This window comes from Anoxynatronum buryatiense (genome assembly GCF_900182905.1).
Taxonomy (GTDB): Bacteria; Bacillota; Clostridia; order Peptostreptococcales; family Tindalliaceae; genus Anoxynatronum; species Anoxynatronum buryatiense.
The window spans coordinates 14,303-31,731 of sequence record NZ_FXUF01000009.1; the positions used below are offsets into that span (position 1 = coordinate 14,303).

General features: G+C 47.8%; 15 protein-coding genes and 1 pseudogene. 5 read left to right on the forward strand and 11 right to left on the reverse strand.

The annotated features are described in order from the left end of the window. Positions 1 to 152 precede the first annotated feature (152 nt). The gene (locus tag QOL74_RS11730; RefSeq protein ID WP_283409677.1) at positions 153 to 1,034 is read left to right on the forward strand and encodes a DMT family transporter; all 882 of its coding nucleotides are present in this window, start codon (positions 153 to 155) and stop codon (positions 1,032 to 1,034) included. Between the two features lie 85 nt (positions 1,035 to 1,119). Here QOL74_RS11730 and yihA read toward each other — a convergent pair whose 3' ends face one another. Together yihA and lon are read right to left on the reverse strand one after the other, a co-directional pair. Further along, the gene (yihA, locus tag QOL74_RS11735) at positions 1,120 to 1,764 is read right to left on the reverse strand and encodes a ribosome biogenesis GTP-binding protein YihA/YsxC (RefSeq protein WP_283409678.1); all 645 of its coding nucleotides are present in this window, start codon (positions 1,762 to 1,764) and stop codon (positions 1,120 to 1,122) included. After that, complete coding sequence (gene lon, locus QOL74_RS11740; RefSeq protein ID WP_283409679.1) at positions 1,754 to 4,105, reverse strand: endopeptidase La; 2,352 nt, start codon at positions 4,103 to 4,105, stop codon at positions 1,754 to 1,756. Before lon ends, yihA begins: the two co-directional genes overlap by 11 nt. 259 nt (positions 4,106 to 4,364) lie before the next feature. Here lon and QOL74_RS11745 point away from each other — a divergent pair, with 259 nt between their 5' ends. Together QOL74_RS11745 and QOL74_RS11750 are read left to right on the forward strand one after the other, a co-directional pair. Beyond that, the gene (locus QOL74_RS11745) at positions 4,365 to 4,913 is read left to right on the forward strand and encodes a chromate transporter (protein ID WP_283409680.1); all 549 of its coding nucleotides are present in this window, start codon (positions 4,365 to 4,367) and stop codon (positions 4,911 to 4,913) included. Beyond that, positions 4,910 to 5,428, forward strand: a complete 519-nt coding sequence (locus QOL74_RS11750; RefSeq protein ID WP_283409681.1) for a chromate transporter — start codon at positions 4,910 to 4,912, stop codon at positions 5,426 to 5,428. Before QOL74_RS11745 ends, QOL74_RS11750 begins: the two co-directional genes overlap by 4 nt. Positions 5,429 to 5,583: 155 nt before the next feature. On the opposite strand, the gene QOL74_RS11755 is transcribed toward QOL74_RS11750, so the two are convergent. The 5 genes from QOL74_RS11755 to deoC all read right to left on the reverse strand — a co-directional run bounded on the left by QOL74_RS11755 (position 5,584) and on the right by deoC (position 11,288). Next, entirely contained in the window at positions 5,584 to 6,537 is a 954-nt protein-coding gene (locus QOL74_RS11755; protein WP_283409682.1) for an ABC transporter permease, read from the reverse strand. After that, the gene (locus QOL74_RS11760; protein ID WP_283409683.1) at positions 6,534 to 7,694 is read right to left on the reverse strand and encodes an ABC transporter permease; all 1,161 of its coding nucleotides are present in this window, start codon (positions 7,692 to 7,694) and stop codon (positions 6,534 to 6,536) included. The genes QOL74_RS11755 and QOL74_RS11760 overlap by 4 nt, the downstream gene beginning before the upstream one ends. Further along, positions 7,691 to 9,217, reverse strand: coding sequence for an ABC transporter ATP-binding protein (locus QOL74_RS11765; protein ID WP_283409684.1), 1,527 nt, complete (start codon positions 9,215 to 9,217; stop codon positions 7,691 to 7,693). Before QOL74_RS11765 ends, QOL74_RS11760 begins: the two co-directional genes overlap by 4 nt. Positions 9,218 to 9,350: 133 nt before the next feature. Then, complete coding sequence (locus QOL74_RS11770) at positions 9,351 to 10,502, reverse strand: BMP family ABC transporter substrate-binding protein (RefSeq protein WP_283409685.1); 1,152 nt, start codon at positions 10,500 to 10,502, stop codon at positions 9,351 to 9,353. 120 nt (positions 10,503 to 10,622) lie between these two features. Further along, complete coding sequence (deoC, locus tag QOL74_RS11775; protein WP_283409686.1) at positions 10,623 to 11,288, reverse strand: deoxyribose-phosphate aldolase; 666 nt, start codon at positions 11,286 to 11,288, stop codon at positions 10,623 to 10,625. 178 nt (positions 11,289 to 11,466) lie between these two features. Here deoC and QOL74_RS11780 point away from each other — a divergent pair, with 178 nt between their 5' ends. Then, a complete protein-coding gene (locus tag QOL74_RS11780; RefSeq protein WP_283409687.1) occupies positions 11,467 to 12,258 on the forward strand; it encodes a DeoR/GlpR family DNA-binding transcription regulator in 792 nt (263 codons plus the stop codon). Positions 12,259 to 12,422: 164 nt separating this feature from the next. Here the strand turns inward: QOL74_RS11780 and clpX are convergent, their stop codons facing one another. From clpX to tig, 3 genes are read right to left on the reverse strand one after another with little or no spacing between them, the layout of a single operon-like run. Then, positions 12,423 to 13,697, reverse strand: a complete 1,275-nt coding sequence (gene clpX, locus QOL74_RS11785) for an ATP-dependent Clp protease ATP-binding subunit ClpX (protein WP_283409688.1) — start codon at positions 13,695 to 13,697, stop codon at positions 12,423 to 12,425. A 17-nt stretch (positions 13,698 to 13,714) separates the two neighbouring features. Next, positions 13,715 to 14,299 (reverse strand): ATP-dependent Clp endopeptidase proteolytic subunit ClpP, encoded by a 585-nt coding sequence (gene clpP, locus QOL74_RS11790; protein ID WP_283409689.1) that lies wholly within the window; start codon positions 14,297 to 14,299, stop codon positions 13,715 to 13,717. 33 nt (positions 14,300 to 14,332) lie between these two features. Then, on the reverse strand, positions 14,333 to 15,667 hold the full coding sequence (gene tig / locus QOL74_RS11795; RefSeq protein WP_283409690.1) for a trigger factor: 1,335 nt from the start codon (positions 15,665 to 15,667) through the stop codon (positions 14,333 to 14,335). 411 nt (positions 15,668 to 16,078) lie between these two features. Between tig and QOL74_RS11800 the strand changes: the two are divergent. Next, positions 16,079 to 16,276, forward strand: a pseudogene (locus QOL74_RS11800) (glycine betaine ABC transporter substrate-binding protein); the annotation flags it as partial. A gap of 157 nt (positions 16,277 to 16,433) precedes the next feature. Here QOL74_RS11800 and QOL74_RS11805 read toward each other — a convergent pair. Beyond that, complete coding sequence (locus QOL74_RS11805; protein WP_283409691.1) at positions 16,434 to 17,423, reverse strand: LacI family DNA-binding transcriptional regulator; 990 nt, start codon at positions 17,421 to 17,423, stop codon at positions 16,434 to 16,436. Between the last annotated feature and the right edge of the window lie 6 nt (positions 17,424 to 17,429).

Consider the following 17,429-nt stretch of genomic DNA (forward strand, 5'->3'; position numbering starts at 1 on the left):
TGTGTGCTAATTAAAACTCATCTGCATAATTTCATGTCATTTCCATGAATTTCGTCATTTTTTTGGGTGATTTATTTTTTCTGCATTGCTTTTCTCCTGCCGGCCCGGTATGATGATGTCAGTGAGTATCCATTTTGAAAGGAATGTGACCCATGAATCGTCAAACCAAGGCCAACCTGGCACTACTGGGAGTCTCCATGCTATGGGGCTCTTCCTTTGTCATCTCCAAGAATACCCTGGATCATTTGCAGACATTCAATTTTCTGGCCATTCGCTTTATTTTATCCGGAATGATCTGCTCCATCATTTTTTATAAAAAGATGCTGACGCTGAACAGGCGTACCATGCTCCATGGCACTATTATTGGCACCGTTCTTTTCTTTGCCTATGGGCTGTGGGCTTATGGCTTGAACTTCACCACAGCCTCCAAATCCGGCTTCATCATCGGTTTTTCTGTGGTGATTGTACCACTGCTGTCTGCACTCATCCTGAAGAAAATCCCTCCTCGCGCATCCATTGCGGGCGCTTTGGTGGCTCTCATCGGGCTGGCGCTGCTATCACTGGACGGCAGTGCACCCCTGCAGAAGGGTGACCTGTTCACTTTGGCCGCCGCTTTCTTATTCGCCCTTCACATCATTACCATCGGCAAATTCACGCTAACCGCTGATTCTTTTGCACTGGCCATTGTTCAGATTTCTGTGGTGGGACTTCTCAGCCTTCCTGTCACACTGATCTGGGAGACGCCTGTTATTCCCACCGCAGGAACTGTATGGTTGAATCTGGCTCTTTTGATTGTTCTGTCGACTGCAGTGGCTTATATTGTGATGAATCACATGCAAAAATATACCACACCCACCCAAACAGCCCTTATTTTCACCACCGAGCCGGTTTTTGCGGCGGTTTTCGCCTTTATGCTGTTGGGCGAAACTCTCAAACCCCAGGGAGTGGTGGGAAGTATTCTGATTCTCTGCGGCATGATTATTGCCGAAACCAACTGGAACAAGATTTTACGCCGCCAGCAGAACTCACTTTAGAATTAGCTGCAAAAAAGAAACCCTCTGTTTCCCACAGAGAGTTTCTTTTTTTGTCTCAGGTATTGATGGCAGTCATCTGCCTTCATTATCTGTCTTGTTCGATTGTTTCAAGATCTCGATCCATTTCATCCGGTAAATCTGTCAGCGGCTTTAATTTATCTGCCAGGGCTTCCCACACCGCTTCACTGCCTTCTTTTTTAAGGGAAGAAACCGGCAGTATCACTGCTTCCTTGGGCATTCCCAGCTGATTTCGAATCCGGCGGAGCTGCTGTGTCAGCTTGGATCGGGATAGTTTATCTGCCTTGGTGGCAATCACCACGCCTCCAAAACCGTGCTGCTGAATCCATTCGTACATTTGCTTGTCTTCACCCGAGGGGTCATGGCGACAATCCACCAGGAGCACCACTTCCTGCAGGCTGGTTCGACGGGACAGATAATTGCCGATCATCCCTCCCCAGGATTCCCGTTCTTTTTTTGACACTTTGGCATACCCATAGCCGGGCAAATCAACCAGATAGAATGTCTGGTTGATTTTGTAAAAATTAATGGTGCGGGTTTTGCCAGGTGTTGAACTGGTTTTGGCCAGTTTTTTACGGTTTAACATTGTGTTAATCAGGGATGATTTTCCCACATTGGACCGACCCGCCATGGCTATTTCCGGCATATCCGGTACCGGGTACTGCTCCATCTTAACAAAACTTCCCACAAAGGCTGCTTCTTTAATGATCATCTTTTTCTCCTTGTACCAGCGCATGTTCCAGCACCTGGTCCATGTGTTCAACGAACACAAATTCCATTTTTTTGCGAACATTTTCTGGGATTTCTTCCACATCTTTTTCATTGTCTTTGGGCAGCAACACTTTTCTGATGCCAGCTCTGCGGGCTGCCAGTACTTTTTCTTTCACTCCACCGATGGGCAGTACCCTGCCCCGCAGTGTGATTTCTCCTGTCATGGCCACATCTTTACGAACGGGAATGCCAGCCAGTGCAGAAATCACCGCTGTTGCCATGGTGATTCCGGCAGAAGGACCATCTTTCGGAGTCCCTCCTTCGGGAATATGGATGTGAAGATCCTGCTTCGAATGGAAGTCAGGGTCAATGCCAAATAATTCCACTCGTGATCGAATATAACTGATACCGGCCCGGGCCGATTCCTTCATCACGTCTCCCAGTCGCCCGGTGAGTTCCAGCTTTCCGGTTCCTTTCATGGGTGTCACCTCGATGGAGATGGTATCACCACCCACTACCGTCCAGGCCAACCCTCTGGCAATGCCCACTTCATCCTTTTGAGCCGCCATTTCATAGCGAAACTGGGGGGTTCCCAGATACTTTTTAAGGTTGCCGGGTGTTACCCGCACGAACTTAATGTCTTCCTCAACAATGCGCCGCACCACCTTACGGCATATATTGGCCACCTGTCGTTCCAAATTACGCACACCGGATTCCCTTGTGTAGCTGTTGATCATTTCCCGCAGGGCTTTTTCTGATACTTTCAGATTTTCAGGTTGCAATCCGTGATCTTTAATCTGCTTTGGCAGCAGGTATTTTTCTGCAATGGCCAGCTTTTCATCTTCAGTGTAACCGGGAATTCGAATGACTTCCATTCGGTCAAGCAGCGGCCGGGGAATCGTGTCCAACGTGTTAGCCGTGGTGATGAACATCACCTTCGACAGATTAAAGGGAATTTCCATGAAGTGATCGGTAAAATCATTGTTTTGTTCCGGATCCAGAACCTCCAGCAGGGCTGATGCCGGATCTCCGCGGAAATCATTGGCCAGTTTGTCTATTTCATCCAGCAGGAATACCGGATTACGTGTGCCAGCCTGACGGATAGAACTGATAATTCGTCCGGGAATAGCACCGATGTACGTGCGACGATGTCCGCGAATTTCAGCTTCATCCCGCATTCCACCCAGTGACATGCGCACAAACTTACGATCCAGAGAACGGGCCACCGATTTGCCGATGGAGGTTTTTCCCACTCCCGGAGGACCAACCAGGCACAAAATGGGACCCTTCATCGATTTGGACAACTGACGAATCGCCAGGTATTCCAGGATGCGCTCCTTCACTTTTTCCAGCCCGTGGTGGTCTTCATCCAGAATCTCTGCCGACCGTTTCAGGTCCAGCCGATCTTTGGTTTCTTTGTGCCAGGGTAAGTTCAGCACCCAGTCGATGTAGTTTCGAATGACACCTGTTTCAGCGGATGAGGCGGGTAGTTTGGTAAGCCTGTCGATTTCCCGTTCTATCTTCTGGTGAAGATCCTTGGGCAGCTTGATTTTTTTCAGCTGCTTACGGTACTGGTCCACCTCTTCCACGACACCTTCATCTTCACCCAGTTCCTTCTGAATCGCTCTCATTTGCTCTCGCAGGTAATATTCTTTCTGCACTTTATTGATTTGCTTCTTCACCCTTGTGTTGATCTTTTTTTCAATTTCAAGAATTTCGATTTCTTCCAGCAAAAACCGATAAAGCACTTCCAAACGCTCTATTGATTCAAATGCTTCCAGTATATCCTGTTTCTGATGTGGTTTAAGAATAATATTGGCAGCAATGCTGTCTGCCAGGCGTCCGGGGTTTTCGATTTCTGTGATGGTCATGAAAATTTCCGGTGAAATTTTATTGCTCACTTCAATATATTTCTCGAAAGCATCAATCACACTTCGCATGAGAGCTTCCGTCTCAGGATCTTCCGACGGGAGATCACTCTCTTCCCATTCCTCCACCTCCACCATGAAGTAAGGAATTTCCTGTACGAACTGCTTCACACGTCCCCGGGATATGCCTTCCACCAGCACCCTGATATTATCTCCGGGAAGCTTCAGCATCTGTTTAATTCTGGATATGGTTCCCACTTCATAAACATCTTCTGCCCCAGGCGAGCTGGTTTCTGCTTCTTTCTGTGATGACAGAAAAATCATCTGATCACTGACCATGGCTTCTTCCAGCGCGTTAATAGACCTTTCCCTTCCAACGTCAAAATGAAGGACCATATATGGAAACACCGTCAGTCCTCTCAAAGGAATCAGCGGCAGTGTCCGCTGGCTGATTTTTTCATTCTGTTCAGTCATTCTTTTCATCTCCCTTGTATCCTGATTCAAAATCCGGTATGCTGTTATCATGGCTGTTGCTCACCGGTTTATCCGGGCCTGTCATGAAGGTTTCAGTTGTATATGTACCCATAACCTGCAAAAACTATCCTTTAATGGATTGAAAACCTGGTTTATTATACCTTCATCAGCCATTAGATGCAACTTTTTTTCTCTTAGTGCCGGTTTTTTCGGCTTTATCTCCCTATATTACTTCGTCATTTAACCTGGAGGTCTTCTCATGAAACCATCTTTATGGCAATTATTTCAAATCTTTTTTAGGGTGGGTGCCTTCACCTTCGGCGGAGGTTACGCCATGGTCCCCATTATTCAGAAAGAACTGGTGGATCGGGCACACCTTATGAGCAATGAAGATTTTCTGGATACGCTGGCTGTTTGCCAAAGTCTGCCCGGTGCCATTGCCGTGAATGTCTCCACTTACGCAGGGTATCAGATTGCCGGCAAAAAAGGCGCTGCTGCCTGTGTGCTTGGTACGGTGAGCCCTTCTTTTTTCGCAATTCTCATCATTGCCCAGTTCTATCAGCAAATTCGCAACATGGCCTTTATGCAGCAATTTTTTCTGGGGGTGCGCCCCGCCATCGTTGCCTTACTCATTGTTTCTTTAATGAAGCTGTACCCTTCGGTGCCAAAGAATCCATTTTCTTATGCCATATCTGCCATCACCTTAATCTTGCTTCATTTATTAGGACTGCACCCCATTCCCATCATTATCGGGTGTATGGTGTCCGGTTACATCAGTGAACGCATCAAGGAGGGAAAAACAGTATGATTTACTTTTTGCTGGTCTACACCTTTGCCAAAATCGGCCTTTTCAGTTTCGGCGGCGGGTATGCCATGCTGCCCCTTATTGCCCGGGAAGTGGTTGATTCTCAGGGCTGGATCAGTTCTCAGGGGCTGGTGGACATGATCGCCATTTCCCAGATGTCTCCCGGCCCCATTGCCATTAACCTGGCCACCTTCATCGGCTTTGATCAAAAGGGAGTGGCAGGCGCGCTGCTGGCCACCTTTGGCGTGGTCTTCTTTACCTCCATGCTGGTGCTGGTGGCTGCCAAAGCATTGCTGGCCCATCCCGACCATCTGATTGCCCGGGGATTCTTCAAGGGGATTCGACCGGCTGTCATCTCTTTCATCGCAGCTGCCATTTTATCTCTCTACCCGGTTTCTGTTCCTGATCTGAAATCTTTTGGGTTGATGGCGGCTGCCTTTATTGCCTTTGGAAAGTTCAAGTTGCCCCCCATCCCCATTGTGCTGGTATCGGGCCTGATTGCCACCTTCATTTTTTAACGGTGACATGTTTGAGGACCCGCCATTGATTTGACTGGCACTTGCGTCGTTCCCCTCCTGAAAAACCGTCTGAAGCGATCCACACATGTGGCACTCCAGACGGTTTTTTAGATTGAATCATACATGTCATTGATTGGTGTTATGATCTGGCAGTTCTACCGGCTTCCCTTGTCATAGGGAACCCCTGCAGCTCTGGGTGCCTGAGATGTTTTGGAAGTAAAAGCAAGCACCACCAGTGTTGTAAGGTAAGGAATCATTTTGTAGACATCATTGGGAACTCCCAGTGTTGCCAGAAATGGAATTCCGGAATAGGCAGCTGCGATGGTTTTCATCAGTCCAAAGAAAAAGGCAGCCACTAAAATACGGGAAGGCTTCCACTGCCCAAAGATTAATACCGCCAGAGCTAAAAACCCATAGCCGGACACAGTGGCATTAAAGTTGGTGGAAGTGGGAATCACAAACACCAGTCCTCCGATACCAGCCAATGCACCGGAAATCAACACGCCGGCGTAGCGAATCTGATACACATTGATCCCCACAGAGTCGGCTGCCTGAGGATGCTCGCCGCAGGAGCGCAGTCGCAGCCCAAAGCGGGTATTGTAGAGAACAAACCAGCTAAGTACCAGAATGATGAATCCCAGGTAGGTGGTCAGGTAAGTATTTGTAAAGAAAAGATCTCCCACAACAGGAATTTGTCCCAGCACCGGCACGCTGGCAATACGAAACTGATTCATAAATGGAATCTGCTGCACAGTGCGCAGCATACGGGCCACATAAATGGCAAAGGCCGGGGCAAACATATTGATGGCTGTGCCGCTGATCACCTGATTGGCTTTCATATTAACCGATGCATAGGCATGGGTAAGGGAAATCAGCATCCCCGAAAGAGCTGCTACAAGAATCGCCAGCAGCAGGATAGGCTGTCCCGGCAAGGCTGCCTGAAAGGTGTTGATGAACAGAATACCTGAAAAAGCACCCACAATCATGATGCCTTCCAGTGCAATGTTCACCACCCCGCTGCGCTCGGAAAACATGCCTCCAAGGGCCACGATCAGCAGCGGAATTGAGAAAAACATGGTTTGCTGTACCAGAAAATAGATGGTATTCATTCAACGCCACCCCCTTTCTCCGTTGACCCCGCATCGGCTGCCAGTGCTTTTGCTTCTTCCAGGGGGCGGTCTTTCTTTTTCAGATATGCCTGGATGAAACCCTTCAATAGCAGTGCAAATGCACTGAAATAAATAATGACGGCAATGATGATTTCAATGACCTGGGGCACAAAATTATAGAGCTGCATGTTAAAGCCCCCCACGGTGAGATATGCCACAAAAATGCCGGAGAGCAATATGCCCAGAGGATGACTCAGCCCCAACAGGGCAACAGGTATGCCATTGAAACCTTCAATTGCCAGCACGTCCACCACTTCAATGCTTTTACCCGCTCCCGCCAGGTATAAGAGGGCGCCTCCCAGTCCTGCCAGTGCTCCGGCGATGGCCATGGACAGCACAATGCTCCTTTTTTCGTTGATTCCAGCATACCGGGCCGCATCCCGATTATAGCCGCAGGCTTTCAGTTCATATCCGAACCGGGTCTTATCAAGCACCACGTAAATCACAATCCCCGCCAGGATGGCAATAAAAATCCCCGCATTGACACTGGATGGGCTGTTGCCGGTGATGAACAATTTGTCCAGCCCTGCCTTCGGGATAACCGCAGTGGCCGCCACACGCAGTGACTGGTTCCGCAGGGAATCAAAAACGGTCTTCACCACCATGTAGTTCACAGTATACATGCCAATATAGTTCATCATAATGCAGGCGATAACCTCATTGACGTTAAAATAAGCTTTAAGTATACCGGGCACCAGTCCCCAGAGTGCCCCAGCCAGCAAAGCCGCCATCAGGGCCACCATCCAATGGGCATGACCCGGAAGGGATGTCCACTTGACACCCACATAAACAGCCGCATAGGCCCCTACAATGAACTGGCCAGCCGCTCCAATGTTAAAGAGGCCGGTTTTATTGGCAAACCCAAAGGAAAGACCAGTCATAATGATGGGAGTGGCAAAGTAAAACACCTGTCCCAGGTTTTTCATGTCAGTCAGCCCGCCAAAAAGAATGGCACCAAACCCCCGTACAGCCTGGGATGGATTGCTGACCAGCAAAACCAGGAAACCAATGAAGAGGCCGACAATAATGGCCATCAGAGAAGACATAAAACTGGAAAAGGCGTCACTTCTCACATAAGCTTTCCAGCTGAATTTCATGCCAGCTCACCTCTTTTCGATCCGGCCATGTATAGACCCAGTTCCTGTACAGTGACTGTTTTCGGGTCAAGAGAAGCCACAATTTCCCCCTCATAGATCACCAGAATACGATCACTTAAGTTCATCACTTCGTCCAGTTCCAGGGATACCAGAAGAATCGCCTTTCCCTGGTCCCGCTCCTCCACCAGCTTTCGGTGAATATACTCAATGGCACCCACGTCCAGTCCCCGGGTTGGTTGCACCGCAATGAGAAAATCCGGATTCCGGTCAATTTCACGGGCAACGATGGCTTTTTGCTGGTTACCGCCGGACATGCTGCGGGCATCTGTTCGAGAACCCCGCCCACTACGTATATCAAATTTTCCTATGAGCTCATCTGCATACTCATAAATTTTATCATATTGCAAAAATCCACTTTGCTGAAAAGGTTCACGAAAATACCGCTGCAACACCAGATTATATCCCAAATTAAAATCCAGTACCAGTCCGTGCTTGTGCCTATCTTCAGGGATGTGACTCATCCCCTTTTCATTACGTTTTCTGATGGGCAGATGCGTAATGTCTTCACCGTTCATTTCAATGGCGCCTGCATCAGGCTGTAGTAATCCCGTTATGGCATACACCAGTTCTGACTGGCCATTGCCTTCAATGCCTGCCAGACAGACAATCTCACCGGCGCGCACTTCAAAAGAAACATTGTTCACCACCATTTTGTGTGTCAGGCGGTTGCGAATGCTAAGTTCCTGTACGCGAGCGATGACATCCCCCGTCTTTGCAGGATTCTTTTCAATCATCAGGTTCACTTTTCTTCCCACCATCATTTCTGACATTTCTTCCATGGAAGTATCTGCCACTGTCACGGTTCCGATGTACTGCCCCTTGCGAAGCACCGAGCAGCGATCAGCCACTTTCTTAATCTCATTCAACTTGTGGGTGATGAAGAGAATTGTTTTTCCCTCCGATACCAGCTCTTTCATGATTTTCATTAACTCGTCAATTTCCTGGGGTGTCAGCACCGCAGTGGGCTCGTCAAAAATAAGAATTTCATTTTGACGATAAAGCATTTTCAGTATTTCCACCCGCTGTTGCATCCCCACACTGATATCAGCGATGCGGGCATGTATGTCCACTTTTAAACCATATCGCTCTGACAGTTTTTGAACACTGTCGGCGGCTGCTTTTGTTTGTAATCGTCCACCGGCAACTGTTTCGGCACCTAAAATAATATTTTCCAGCACTGTGAAGTTGTGTACCAGCTTAAAATGCTGATGTACCATGCCGATCCCCAGTCGATTGGCATCGTTGGGGTTTTCGATTCTGACCACTTCGCCATTCTTTTTAATGATCCCTTTTTCAGGTTGATACAGGCCGAAAAGGACACTCATCAAGGTGGATTTTCCTGCACCGTTTTCTCCCAGCAGTGCATGGATTTCTCCCTTTTTCAACTGCAGGGTAATGTCATCGTTTGCCACAATTCCCGGAAATTCTTTGGTGATATTACACATTTCAATGATATATGCCATCCACTTCACCCCTCACCTGCATGGTTACTCCCGTCAACTCATGGTTTCCGGTATGGATAAGGAGGGTCTGCACCGCAGTGCAGAGCCCTCCTAAATTGGTTCCAACAGCATCAGGCGTTACCCGGTCATTTTTTTAGTTCACCAATGTGACGGTAACGATCTCTGTTGGAATAGCTCCTGCTGAGTCAACATCGTTGTCTTTCAACATGCTGCTGGCAATGCCATCGCTGTCATTCACCAACATTCCGAAAATAGCGTCATAGTCGGCCTGTGAGAAAGATTCGAAACGGGAGGTTGCCATTGGCAGGGCCACGCCGTCATTGCTGGCATCCATCACAATGGTTTCTCCGCCGGGGAAGCTGCCGGCATAAAAAGCTTCCAGAGTGCTGTAAACAGATGCTCCCAACCCTTTCATGGCTGAGGTGATCACTGTTTCCGACTCGCCGGACTGGTCAATGTCAACACCTACGACTTTAGCGCCAGCCTGTTCAGCTGCGGCCATTACTGAGTTTCCAACGGCTCCGCCGCAGGCAAAAATAGTGTCTACTCCTGATTGATACCAGGATGCTGCGAGAGTCTGCACTTCAGGAGTGGCATCAAATCCACCCGTGTAGTGGTAGTTAATGGTTACATCGCCTGCAGCCAGGCCAAGTTCTTCAGCTGCGTACTCGGCACCCTGTACAAACCCATAGCCAAAACGTACCACTGCAGGTACTGCCATGCCGCCCATGAAGCCCAGGCTGCGGCTGCCATCTTTTACAGCTGCGTAGCCAGCCAGAAATCCGGCCTGTTCTTCTGCATACAGCACACCCACCACATTGGGTTCAGTTCTGAATTCGGTGTAGTCTTCATTATGAGGCACACCATCAATGAGAATGAAATGGGTGTCTGGGTATTGATCCTGAGCAATGAAGATGGGTTCTTCAAAAAGGAAGCCCGGAGTGACAATTACTTTTGCACCGCCACGCACTGCCAGTTCAATGGCAGAAAGATACGCATCAGTACTCTTTTCGCTTGGCTGATAATACTTGTGGGAAATGCCATTGTCTACTGCGTAGTCCCGCAGCCCTTCCCAAGAACCCTGGTTAAAGGACTTGTCGTCAATGGTGCCAATGTCAGTGATCAGTGCCAGTTCGAAAGTACCGTCATCTGAAACACCTTCCGCCGCTGCCTCTGTTTCACCTGCGGGCTCTTCTGACGGAGCCGGGGCGGGTGCTGGTGACCCACAGGCCGCCAGTGACAGGGTCATGATGAGAATTAAAAGCAAAGCCATTTTCTTTTTCATCTTTTCTCCCTCCTGATATTTACTGAATTGCTGGTTCTATCTATTTACCCGTCGAAAGGACGAAAGTCTTGTTTCAACGGGGCCATGCCAACTAAAACTTCAGGTCTTATCCACCTGCCGTTAATACGACGATGCACTGCCGCCTGTCAATAGCGCCACTGCACCACTGGTGCCGATCCGCTGGCACCCGGCTTCAATAAAAGCCTCCAGATCTTCTTTGCTTCTGATGCCGCCGGCTGCCTTTATCTTTACCTGTTGCCCAATATGCTTTCGGAACAAATGAACGTCTTCAAGGGTGGCTCCCGCAGTTCCAAATCCTGTGGATGTTTTGATATAATCAGCGCCGCCTTCGGTGACACACTGACACAATCTAATTTTTTCGGCTTCATCCAGGTAACAGGTTTCAATAATGACCTTCACAATTCTGTCACCTGCCGCTGCTTTCACCGCGGCTATTTCACGGGTAATGCTCTCAAAATCACCGTTCTTGACCGCGCCAAGATTAATGACCATATCCACTTCAGCTGCACCCAGCATTACCGCTTCGGCTGTTTCTGCCACTTTAACGGCAGTTGTCTGATACCCCAAAGGAAAGCCGATCACCGTACAAATGGTCAGCTTTTCGCCATACGTTTGATGAATGCGTTCCACATATGCCGGCGGGATGCATACAGATGCTGTTTGATATTCGATGGCCTCTTCACACAACCGACTGATCTCCTTCCAATCGGATAGTGGCTTTAGCAGGGTGTGATCCACATGTTTCAGGATTTGGGATTTCTCCATGTCGCTCCTCCATTATTGAACTGCTATTTGCTTTTATGGTAATGTATTTTAGTGAAAATGTCAACAAATGTTTGTGTTGATTGCCGCTTTAGTCAGAAATTTTCGTTTCGATGTTTACATTTTTATGTAGTAATGTTAATATTAAAACATAATCCTGTTAAGGTGGAGGTGGATCATCGTGGGCAAAAAAGGGGCACGCCTGACACAAATGACTCATATTTTAAAACAACGCCATTTTATTCCCATCAGGGAACTGGCGTCGCATTTTGATGTGTCTGAAATGACCATACGCCGTGATTTGGACCATCTCAAAACACGGGGGATCGCTGAAAACGCGGGCGGCACTGCCGTCTATCATCAGGGAAGCTTTGCCAAAGGCAATGACCAGGATTATAACCTGTCGGAAGAAACCGTGAAGCAGAACCTCCAAAAAAACAGCATTGGCCGCTATGCAGCCTCTCTCATCGAACAGGACGATATTATTATTCTGGATACGGGGACAACCACCGAAAAAATAGCTCCCCACATTCCTGATGATCTCAATGTCACAGCATTATGTTACACCGCCAATATTCTCACTGCTCTTCATGGCAACACCGGCATTCATTTGCTGTTTGCCGGCGGGTATTACCATCCAAAAACGCAGATGTTCGAGAGCACTGAAGGCATTGATTTCATACGCCGCATACGTGCTAAAAAAGTGTTCCTATCTGCGGCTGGTGTTCATAAAGACCTGGGGGTTACCTGTGTCAACAGTTATGAAGTACCAACCAAACATGCCATTCTCAAATCTTCTCTCCAGAAAATTTTAGTGGTGGATTCCAGCAAATTCGATAAAATTCGCCCTGCTTATTTTTGTGATCTGAACCGCATTGACACAGTTGTCACTGATGAGGCCATCAGTCAGGAATGGCGTGCGCTTCTGGAGTCCTTGGGCATCGACCTTCATACAGTGCCCTTTAATCCATAACCCTCACCACCCACATTCTTTCTCATCACTCTCTACATCACCACGGGTCTGTTGATTACTTCAATGTGCTCAAACGGTCTGCCCATGTTGTTTCATTATTTGCAAAAACTGCAAAAAAGCTGCCTCCTCCCGGAGACAGCTTTTGTTGATTTTGATGATCTTAATCAGGAAGCGGTTTCTTCCTTGATTTTTTTCTTGGGTTTGCTATCAGGTTTTTGCAGAATAATGGTGGGTGGTACATTATTTTTGACTGTTTCCTTTGTGATCATGACTTTTTCCACATCATCCCGGGAAGGAATTTCGTACATGATATCCATCATGATATTTTCCATGATTCCCCGCAGTCCCCGGGCACCTGTTTTGGTTTCTTTGGCTTTTTTGGCGATCAGCTCAAAAGCCCCTTTTTCAAAGTCCAGCGCCACCCTGTCAAGCTCAAAGAGCTTTTGATATTGCTTCACCAGGGCGTTGCGTGGCTCTGTGAGAATGCGAATGAAAGCTTCTTCATCCAGCAAATCAAGCGTGGCCACCACTGGCAGGCGTCCCACCAGTTCAGGAATCAGGCCGTATTTCAGCAGGTCTTCCGGCAGAATCATTTTAAGGAGAGCCCCAATATCCAACTCTTCTTTGCTTTGAATTTCTGCGCCGAATCCCATGGCCTTGGTGCCAACACGTTTTTGAATGATTTTTTCAATGCCGTCAAAGGCACCGCCGCAAATGAAAAGAATGTTGCTGGTGTCTATCTGAATAAATTCCTGATGCGGGTGCTTACGACCACCTTGAGGCGGTACAGAGGCCACCGTTCCCTCCAGGATTTTCAGCAACGCCTGCTGAACGCCTTCGCCGCTTACATCCCGGGTGATGGACGGATTCTCGGATTTGCGGGCAATTTTATCCATTTCATCAATGTAAATAATTCCCTTTTCTGCCTTTTCGATGTCATAATCGGCAGCCTGGATGATTTTCAGCAGAATATTCTCCACGTCTTCACCCACATAGCCGGCTTCCGTCAGAGACGTGGCATCCGCAATGGCAAAAGGAACATTCAGGAGTTTTGCCATTGTTTGAGCCAACAGCGTTTTACCTGATCCTGTGGGCCCCAGCAGCAAAATATTACTCTTCTGAAGATCGACGTCATCGGATTTCTGATCGACATTGATGCGCTTATAATGATTGTACACTGCCACTGAAAGAGTTCTCTTGGCATGTTCCTGACCAATAACATACTGATCAAGAATTTCTTTAATTTCCCTTGGTTTTGGCAGATCCATGAGATCCACTTCAATGGTATCGTCCAGTTCTTCCTGAATAATTTCCTGGCACAGCTCAATACACTCATCGCAGATATACACATTGGGTCCTGCAATCAACCGCCGGACCTGATCCTGTGATTTTCCGCAAAATGAACATTTCAGCTGCTTTTTTTCTTCATAGCGTGCCATGATTACACCTCATTTACTCATTTCCTGGACGTGATGACTTCATCAATCAATCCATAGGTTTTGGCTTCTTCTGCTGACATGAAGAAGTCCCGGTCTGTATCTTTCTGAATACGTTCCAATGGTTGTCCGGTACGCTGGGAAAGGATTTTGTTGATGATATCCCGCATTTTCAAAATTCGGTCAGTGTGAATGCGAATATCTTCCGCCTGTCCCCGGGTGCCGCCCAGCGGCTGATGAATCATAATTTCAGCATTGGGCAGGGCATACCGCTTGCCCTTGGCACCGGCGCCCAGCAGAAAAGCTCCCATGCTGGCAGCCATACCGATGCAGATGGTTGACACATCTGGTTTGACATAGTTCATGGTGTCATAAATTGCCATGCCGGCGGTAATGGAACCGCCAGGGCTGTTGATATAAAGCTGAATATCCTTGTCCGGATCATCTGCTTCCAGAAAAATCAGCTGCGCCACCACAAGCCCGGCAGTTACATCATTGATTTCTTCATTCAACAGGATAATCCGGTCTTTCAGCAACCGGGAATAAATATCGTAAGATCGCTCTCCCCGATTGGTCTGTTCCACAACAATAGGTACTAGTGACATGGTTCAATCCTCCTGAACAGCAGATTTTGCCTTCTATTCAGCTGTTTCCTCTTCTGTTTCGACAGGTGCCTCAGCTGCTTTCTCTTTAATGGTAGCATTTTCCACCAGAAAATCAATGGTTTTTCGAAGAATAACATTATCGGCAAAAATTTTGGTATCATGTTTAGCCGCTGTTTCCCTAAACTTTTCAACCTCTTGGCCGTACTGCCCAGCCACTCGGGCGATTTCTTCGTCAATTTCCGCCTCATCTGCCGTGATATTTTCCATTTCGGTGATTTTCTCGAGCACCAGTTGCTCTTTTACCTGACGTTCTGCGTCAGATCGCATCCGCTCTCTCAGATCTTCTTCTGAAGAACCGGTGATCTGATAGTACATTTCCATTCCAAGCCCCTGAGAGCTCATTTGATAACCAAAGTCCTGCATCATGCGGTCAACCTGACGGTCAATGACCGCATCGGGCATGTTCACTGCCACTTTATCGGCAACGGCCTTCACCACCGCATTTCTCAGTTCCTGCTCTTCCCGTTCTTTCGCTGCTGTTTCCTGTTTGCTGAGTAAATCGCTGCGCAAGTCTTCAAGGGTGTCAAACTCCGACACATCTTTGGCAAACTCATCGTCCAGTTCAGGCACTTCTTTTTCCTTGATTTCGTTGATTTTTACCTTGAACACAGCTTCTTTTCCCGCCAGTTCTTCAGCATGATATTCCTCAGGGAATGTGACGGTGATGGCAGCTTCATCACCCGTTGATAATCCCACCAATTGTTCTTCAAAACCAGGGATGAATCGGCCCGAACCTATTTCAAGGGTATGGCCCTCAGCCTTGCCGCCTTCAAAAAGTTCTCCCTCAACGCTGCCTTCATAATCCAGCTGCACCTGGTCGCCTTCTTTAACCGGCCGGTCATCAATGGTAATCATACGGGCATTCTTTTCCTGCATGCCTTTCAGTTCAGCTTCAATGGACGCCTCGTCTGAAGTGTAAAGCACCTTCTCCACTTCAACGCCTTTGTAACCTTCCACCAAAATTTCCGGCATCACTTCGATGTCGGCGATAAAAATCACTTCTTTTCCTTTTTCCATCTGTTCAATATCCACCTGGGGGTGATCCACCGGGTCCAGGTCAAGATCTTCAAGTGCTGCCTCGTAGGCATCGGGAAAAGCAAAATTAATGGCTTCTTCGTAAAAAATTTCCGGTCCGTAGTTCAGTTCAACAATTTTTCTGGGGGCTTTCCCTTTTCGAAAACCTGGGATGTTGAACCGACTTCGCATTTTATGATAAGCCTTGTTAACGGCTTCCTCAAATTTTTCCGGACTAACAGTGATCCGAAGGGAAATCTGGTTTTCTTCTTGTTTGATAATTTCTGAGCTCATGAATGGCCTCCTGACATGATATTCGATTTTATTTGGAACATGATTTATCTATGAAAAAAACAACCGGGCAGCAAGGCTTCCCGATGTTGGCTATCCTTATACTACCGGATTTTACAGGCATTGTCAACAAACACAGGTGATTTTTAGAACAACTGATCAGCCCATCTTGAAACCCTGAAAGCCTTCATAAATAATGCTTCTTGCCCTGACCAAATTTGACATTCCAATCTGCTTAATTATATAATCTTGATACACTCTCAAAGGAAAGGAGGACACCGGATGATCGAGTTCAAAAAATTGACAAAGTCTTACGATTCAAAAACAAAAGTGGTTGATCAGCTTGACCTGGTAATCAAAGACGGCGAACTGGTGGTACTCATCGGCGAAACATGAACAAACGACCCGCCGAACTTCTTCCCTCCCTACTATGCCGCTCCGCTGGTGCGCATGGATGTCCTTGAACAGTATCCACAACTGGAGATTCTCAATGAGTTGGAGAATCTGATTGATGATGAAACCATGGCCCAATTGAACTTTCAGGTGGATGAAATGGGAATGACCGAAGATGCTGTTGCCCGGGAATTTTTAACCTCCCTCGGCTTGATTTAGACTCAGCCTGATATCAAGAATGCCACGGAATGACACCAAAAAGACTCTTTCGAAGCTTTTTAAAAGCATTTCGAAAGAGTCTTTTTGGTGTAGCTTATGCGTTCAACTGTCAGCTGAAAGACTGCTGCAGGCATTTTTGATCACCGGGACAGACTGCCTACGAACTTTCCCGTTCAATCAGCTCATAATCCAGTACCACCTGGCTGGCCGTTACCGCTTCTCCCTGGAGGTACTTCGTTAAAAGCCGGGTGCCGATGGCTCCCATCTCATACATAGGCTGTCCAATGGTGGTGAGCGATGGGTAGACTTTACCTGCCATGTCCACATTGTCAAACCCCATAATGGCAATATCCTGAGGAATGCGCAACCCTTTCTCCAAAATAGCCCGCATGGCACCAATGGCCATTTCATCACTGGCTACAAAAATGGCTGTTGGCATTTCATCCAGCATCAGCAGCTGCCGGGCACCCTCGTAGCCGCTTTTGAACCGGTACCCGCCCTCGACCACCAGTTCTGACCGCCATGAAATCGCCGCCTCCTGAAGGGCCTGGCGGTAGCCTTCCAACCGCGCTTTACCCATAAGAGGGTCTTTCATTTTACCGGTAATGATGCCGATTCGCTGATGTCCCTTTTGAATGAGATGGCCCACCGCATCTTTTGCTGCTTTGGCATTGTCAATGGTCACCGAGGGCATGTCAGCATGCTGCGTGCCGATGAGCACCACAGGAATGCCGGCATCGGCCATTTGTTTGGCCAGTGCGTCTGAGATGAGGTTTCCCATGAAAATCAGGCCATCCACCTGTTTTTCTTCCAGTTCTGTAAAATACTGTAACTCCTTCTCGTAGTCCAGATCTGTGTTACAGAGAAAGATGGTGTATTCATACATATTGGCAACATCTTCAATACCTCTGACAACCTCTGGATAGAACTGGTTGGCAATATCCGGCACCATAATACCAATGGACTGGGTGTGTTTCACTTTCAGACTTCTGGCAATGGCATTGGGTCGATAACCCAGTTCTTCGATGGCCTCCAGCACCCGGTCTTTGGTTTTGGGCTTCACCGGCTTGCTGGAGTTGATCACTCTGGAAACAGTGGAAATGGAGACCCCGGCCCGCTTGGCCACATCTTTAATATTAAATTTCATCTTTCA

Excerpts from the sequence above, each read along its gene's own strand:
- deoC (WP_283409686.1), bottom strand. The coding sequence starts at position 11,288 with ATGGAGAAATCCCAAATCCTGAAACATGTGGATCACACCCTGCTAAAG.
- QOL74_RS11770 (WP_283409685.1), bottom strand. The coding sequence starts at position 10,502 with ATGAAAAAGAAAATGGCTTTGCTTTTAATTCTCATCATGACCCTGTCA.
- QOL74_RS11760 (WP_283409683.1), bottom strand. The coding sequence starts at position 7,694 with ATGAAATTCAGCTGGAAAGCTTATGTGAGAAGTGACGCCTTTTCCAGT.
- yihA (WP_283409678.1), bottom strand. The coding sequence starts at position 1,764 with ATGATCATTAAAGAAGCAGCCTTTGTGGGAAGTTTTGTTAAGATGGAG.
- QOL74_RS11745 (WP_283409680.1), top strand. The coding sequence starts at position 4,365 with ATGAAACCATCTTTATGGCAATTATTTCAAATCTTTTTTAGGGTGGGT.
- QOL74_RS11755 (WP_283409682.1), bottom strand. The coding sequence starts at position 6,537 with ATGAATACCATCTATTTTCTGGTACAGCAAACCATGTTTTTCTCAATT.
- QOL74_RS11730 (WP_283409677.1), top strand. The coding sequence starts at position 153 with ATGAATCGTCAAACCAAGGCCAACCTGGCACTACTGGGAGTCTCCATG.
- QOL74_RS11805 (WP_283409691.1), bottom strand. The coding sequence starts at position 17,423 with ATGAAATTTAATATTAAAGATGTGGCCAAGCGGGCCGGGGTCTCCATT.
- clpX (WP_283409688.1), bottom strand. The coding sequence starts at position 13,697 with ATGGCACGCTATGAAGAAAAAAAGCAGCTGAAATGTTCATTTTGCGGA.
- QOL74_RS11765 (WP_283409684.1), bottom strand. The coding sequence starts at position 9,217 with ATGGCATATATCATTGAAATGTGTAATATCACCAAAGAATTTCCGGGA.
- QOL74_RS11750 (WP_283409681.1), top strand. The coding sequence starts at position 4,910 with ATGATTTACTTTTTGCTGGTCTACACCTTTGCCAAAATCGGCCTTTTC.
- tig (WP_283409690.1), bottom strand. The coding sequence starts at position 15,667 with ATGAGCTCAGAAATTATCAAACAAGAAGAAAACCAGATTTCCCTTCGG.
- lon (WP_283409679.1), bottom strand. The coding sequence starts at position 4,105 with ATGACTGAACAGAATGAAAAAATCAGCCAGCGGACACTGCCGCTGATT.
- clpP (WP_283409689.1), bottom strand. The coding sequence starts at position 14,299 with ATGTCACTAGTACCTATTGTTGTGGAACAGACCAATCGGGGAGAGCGA.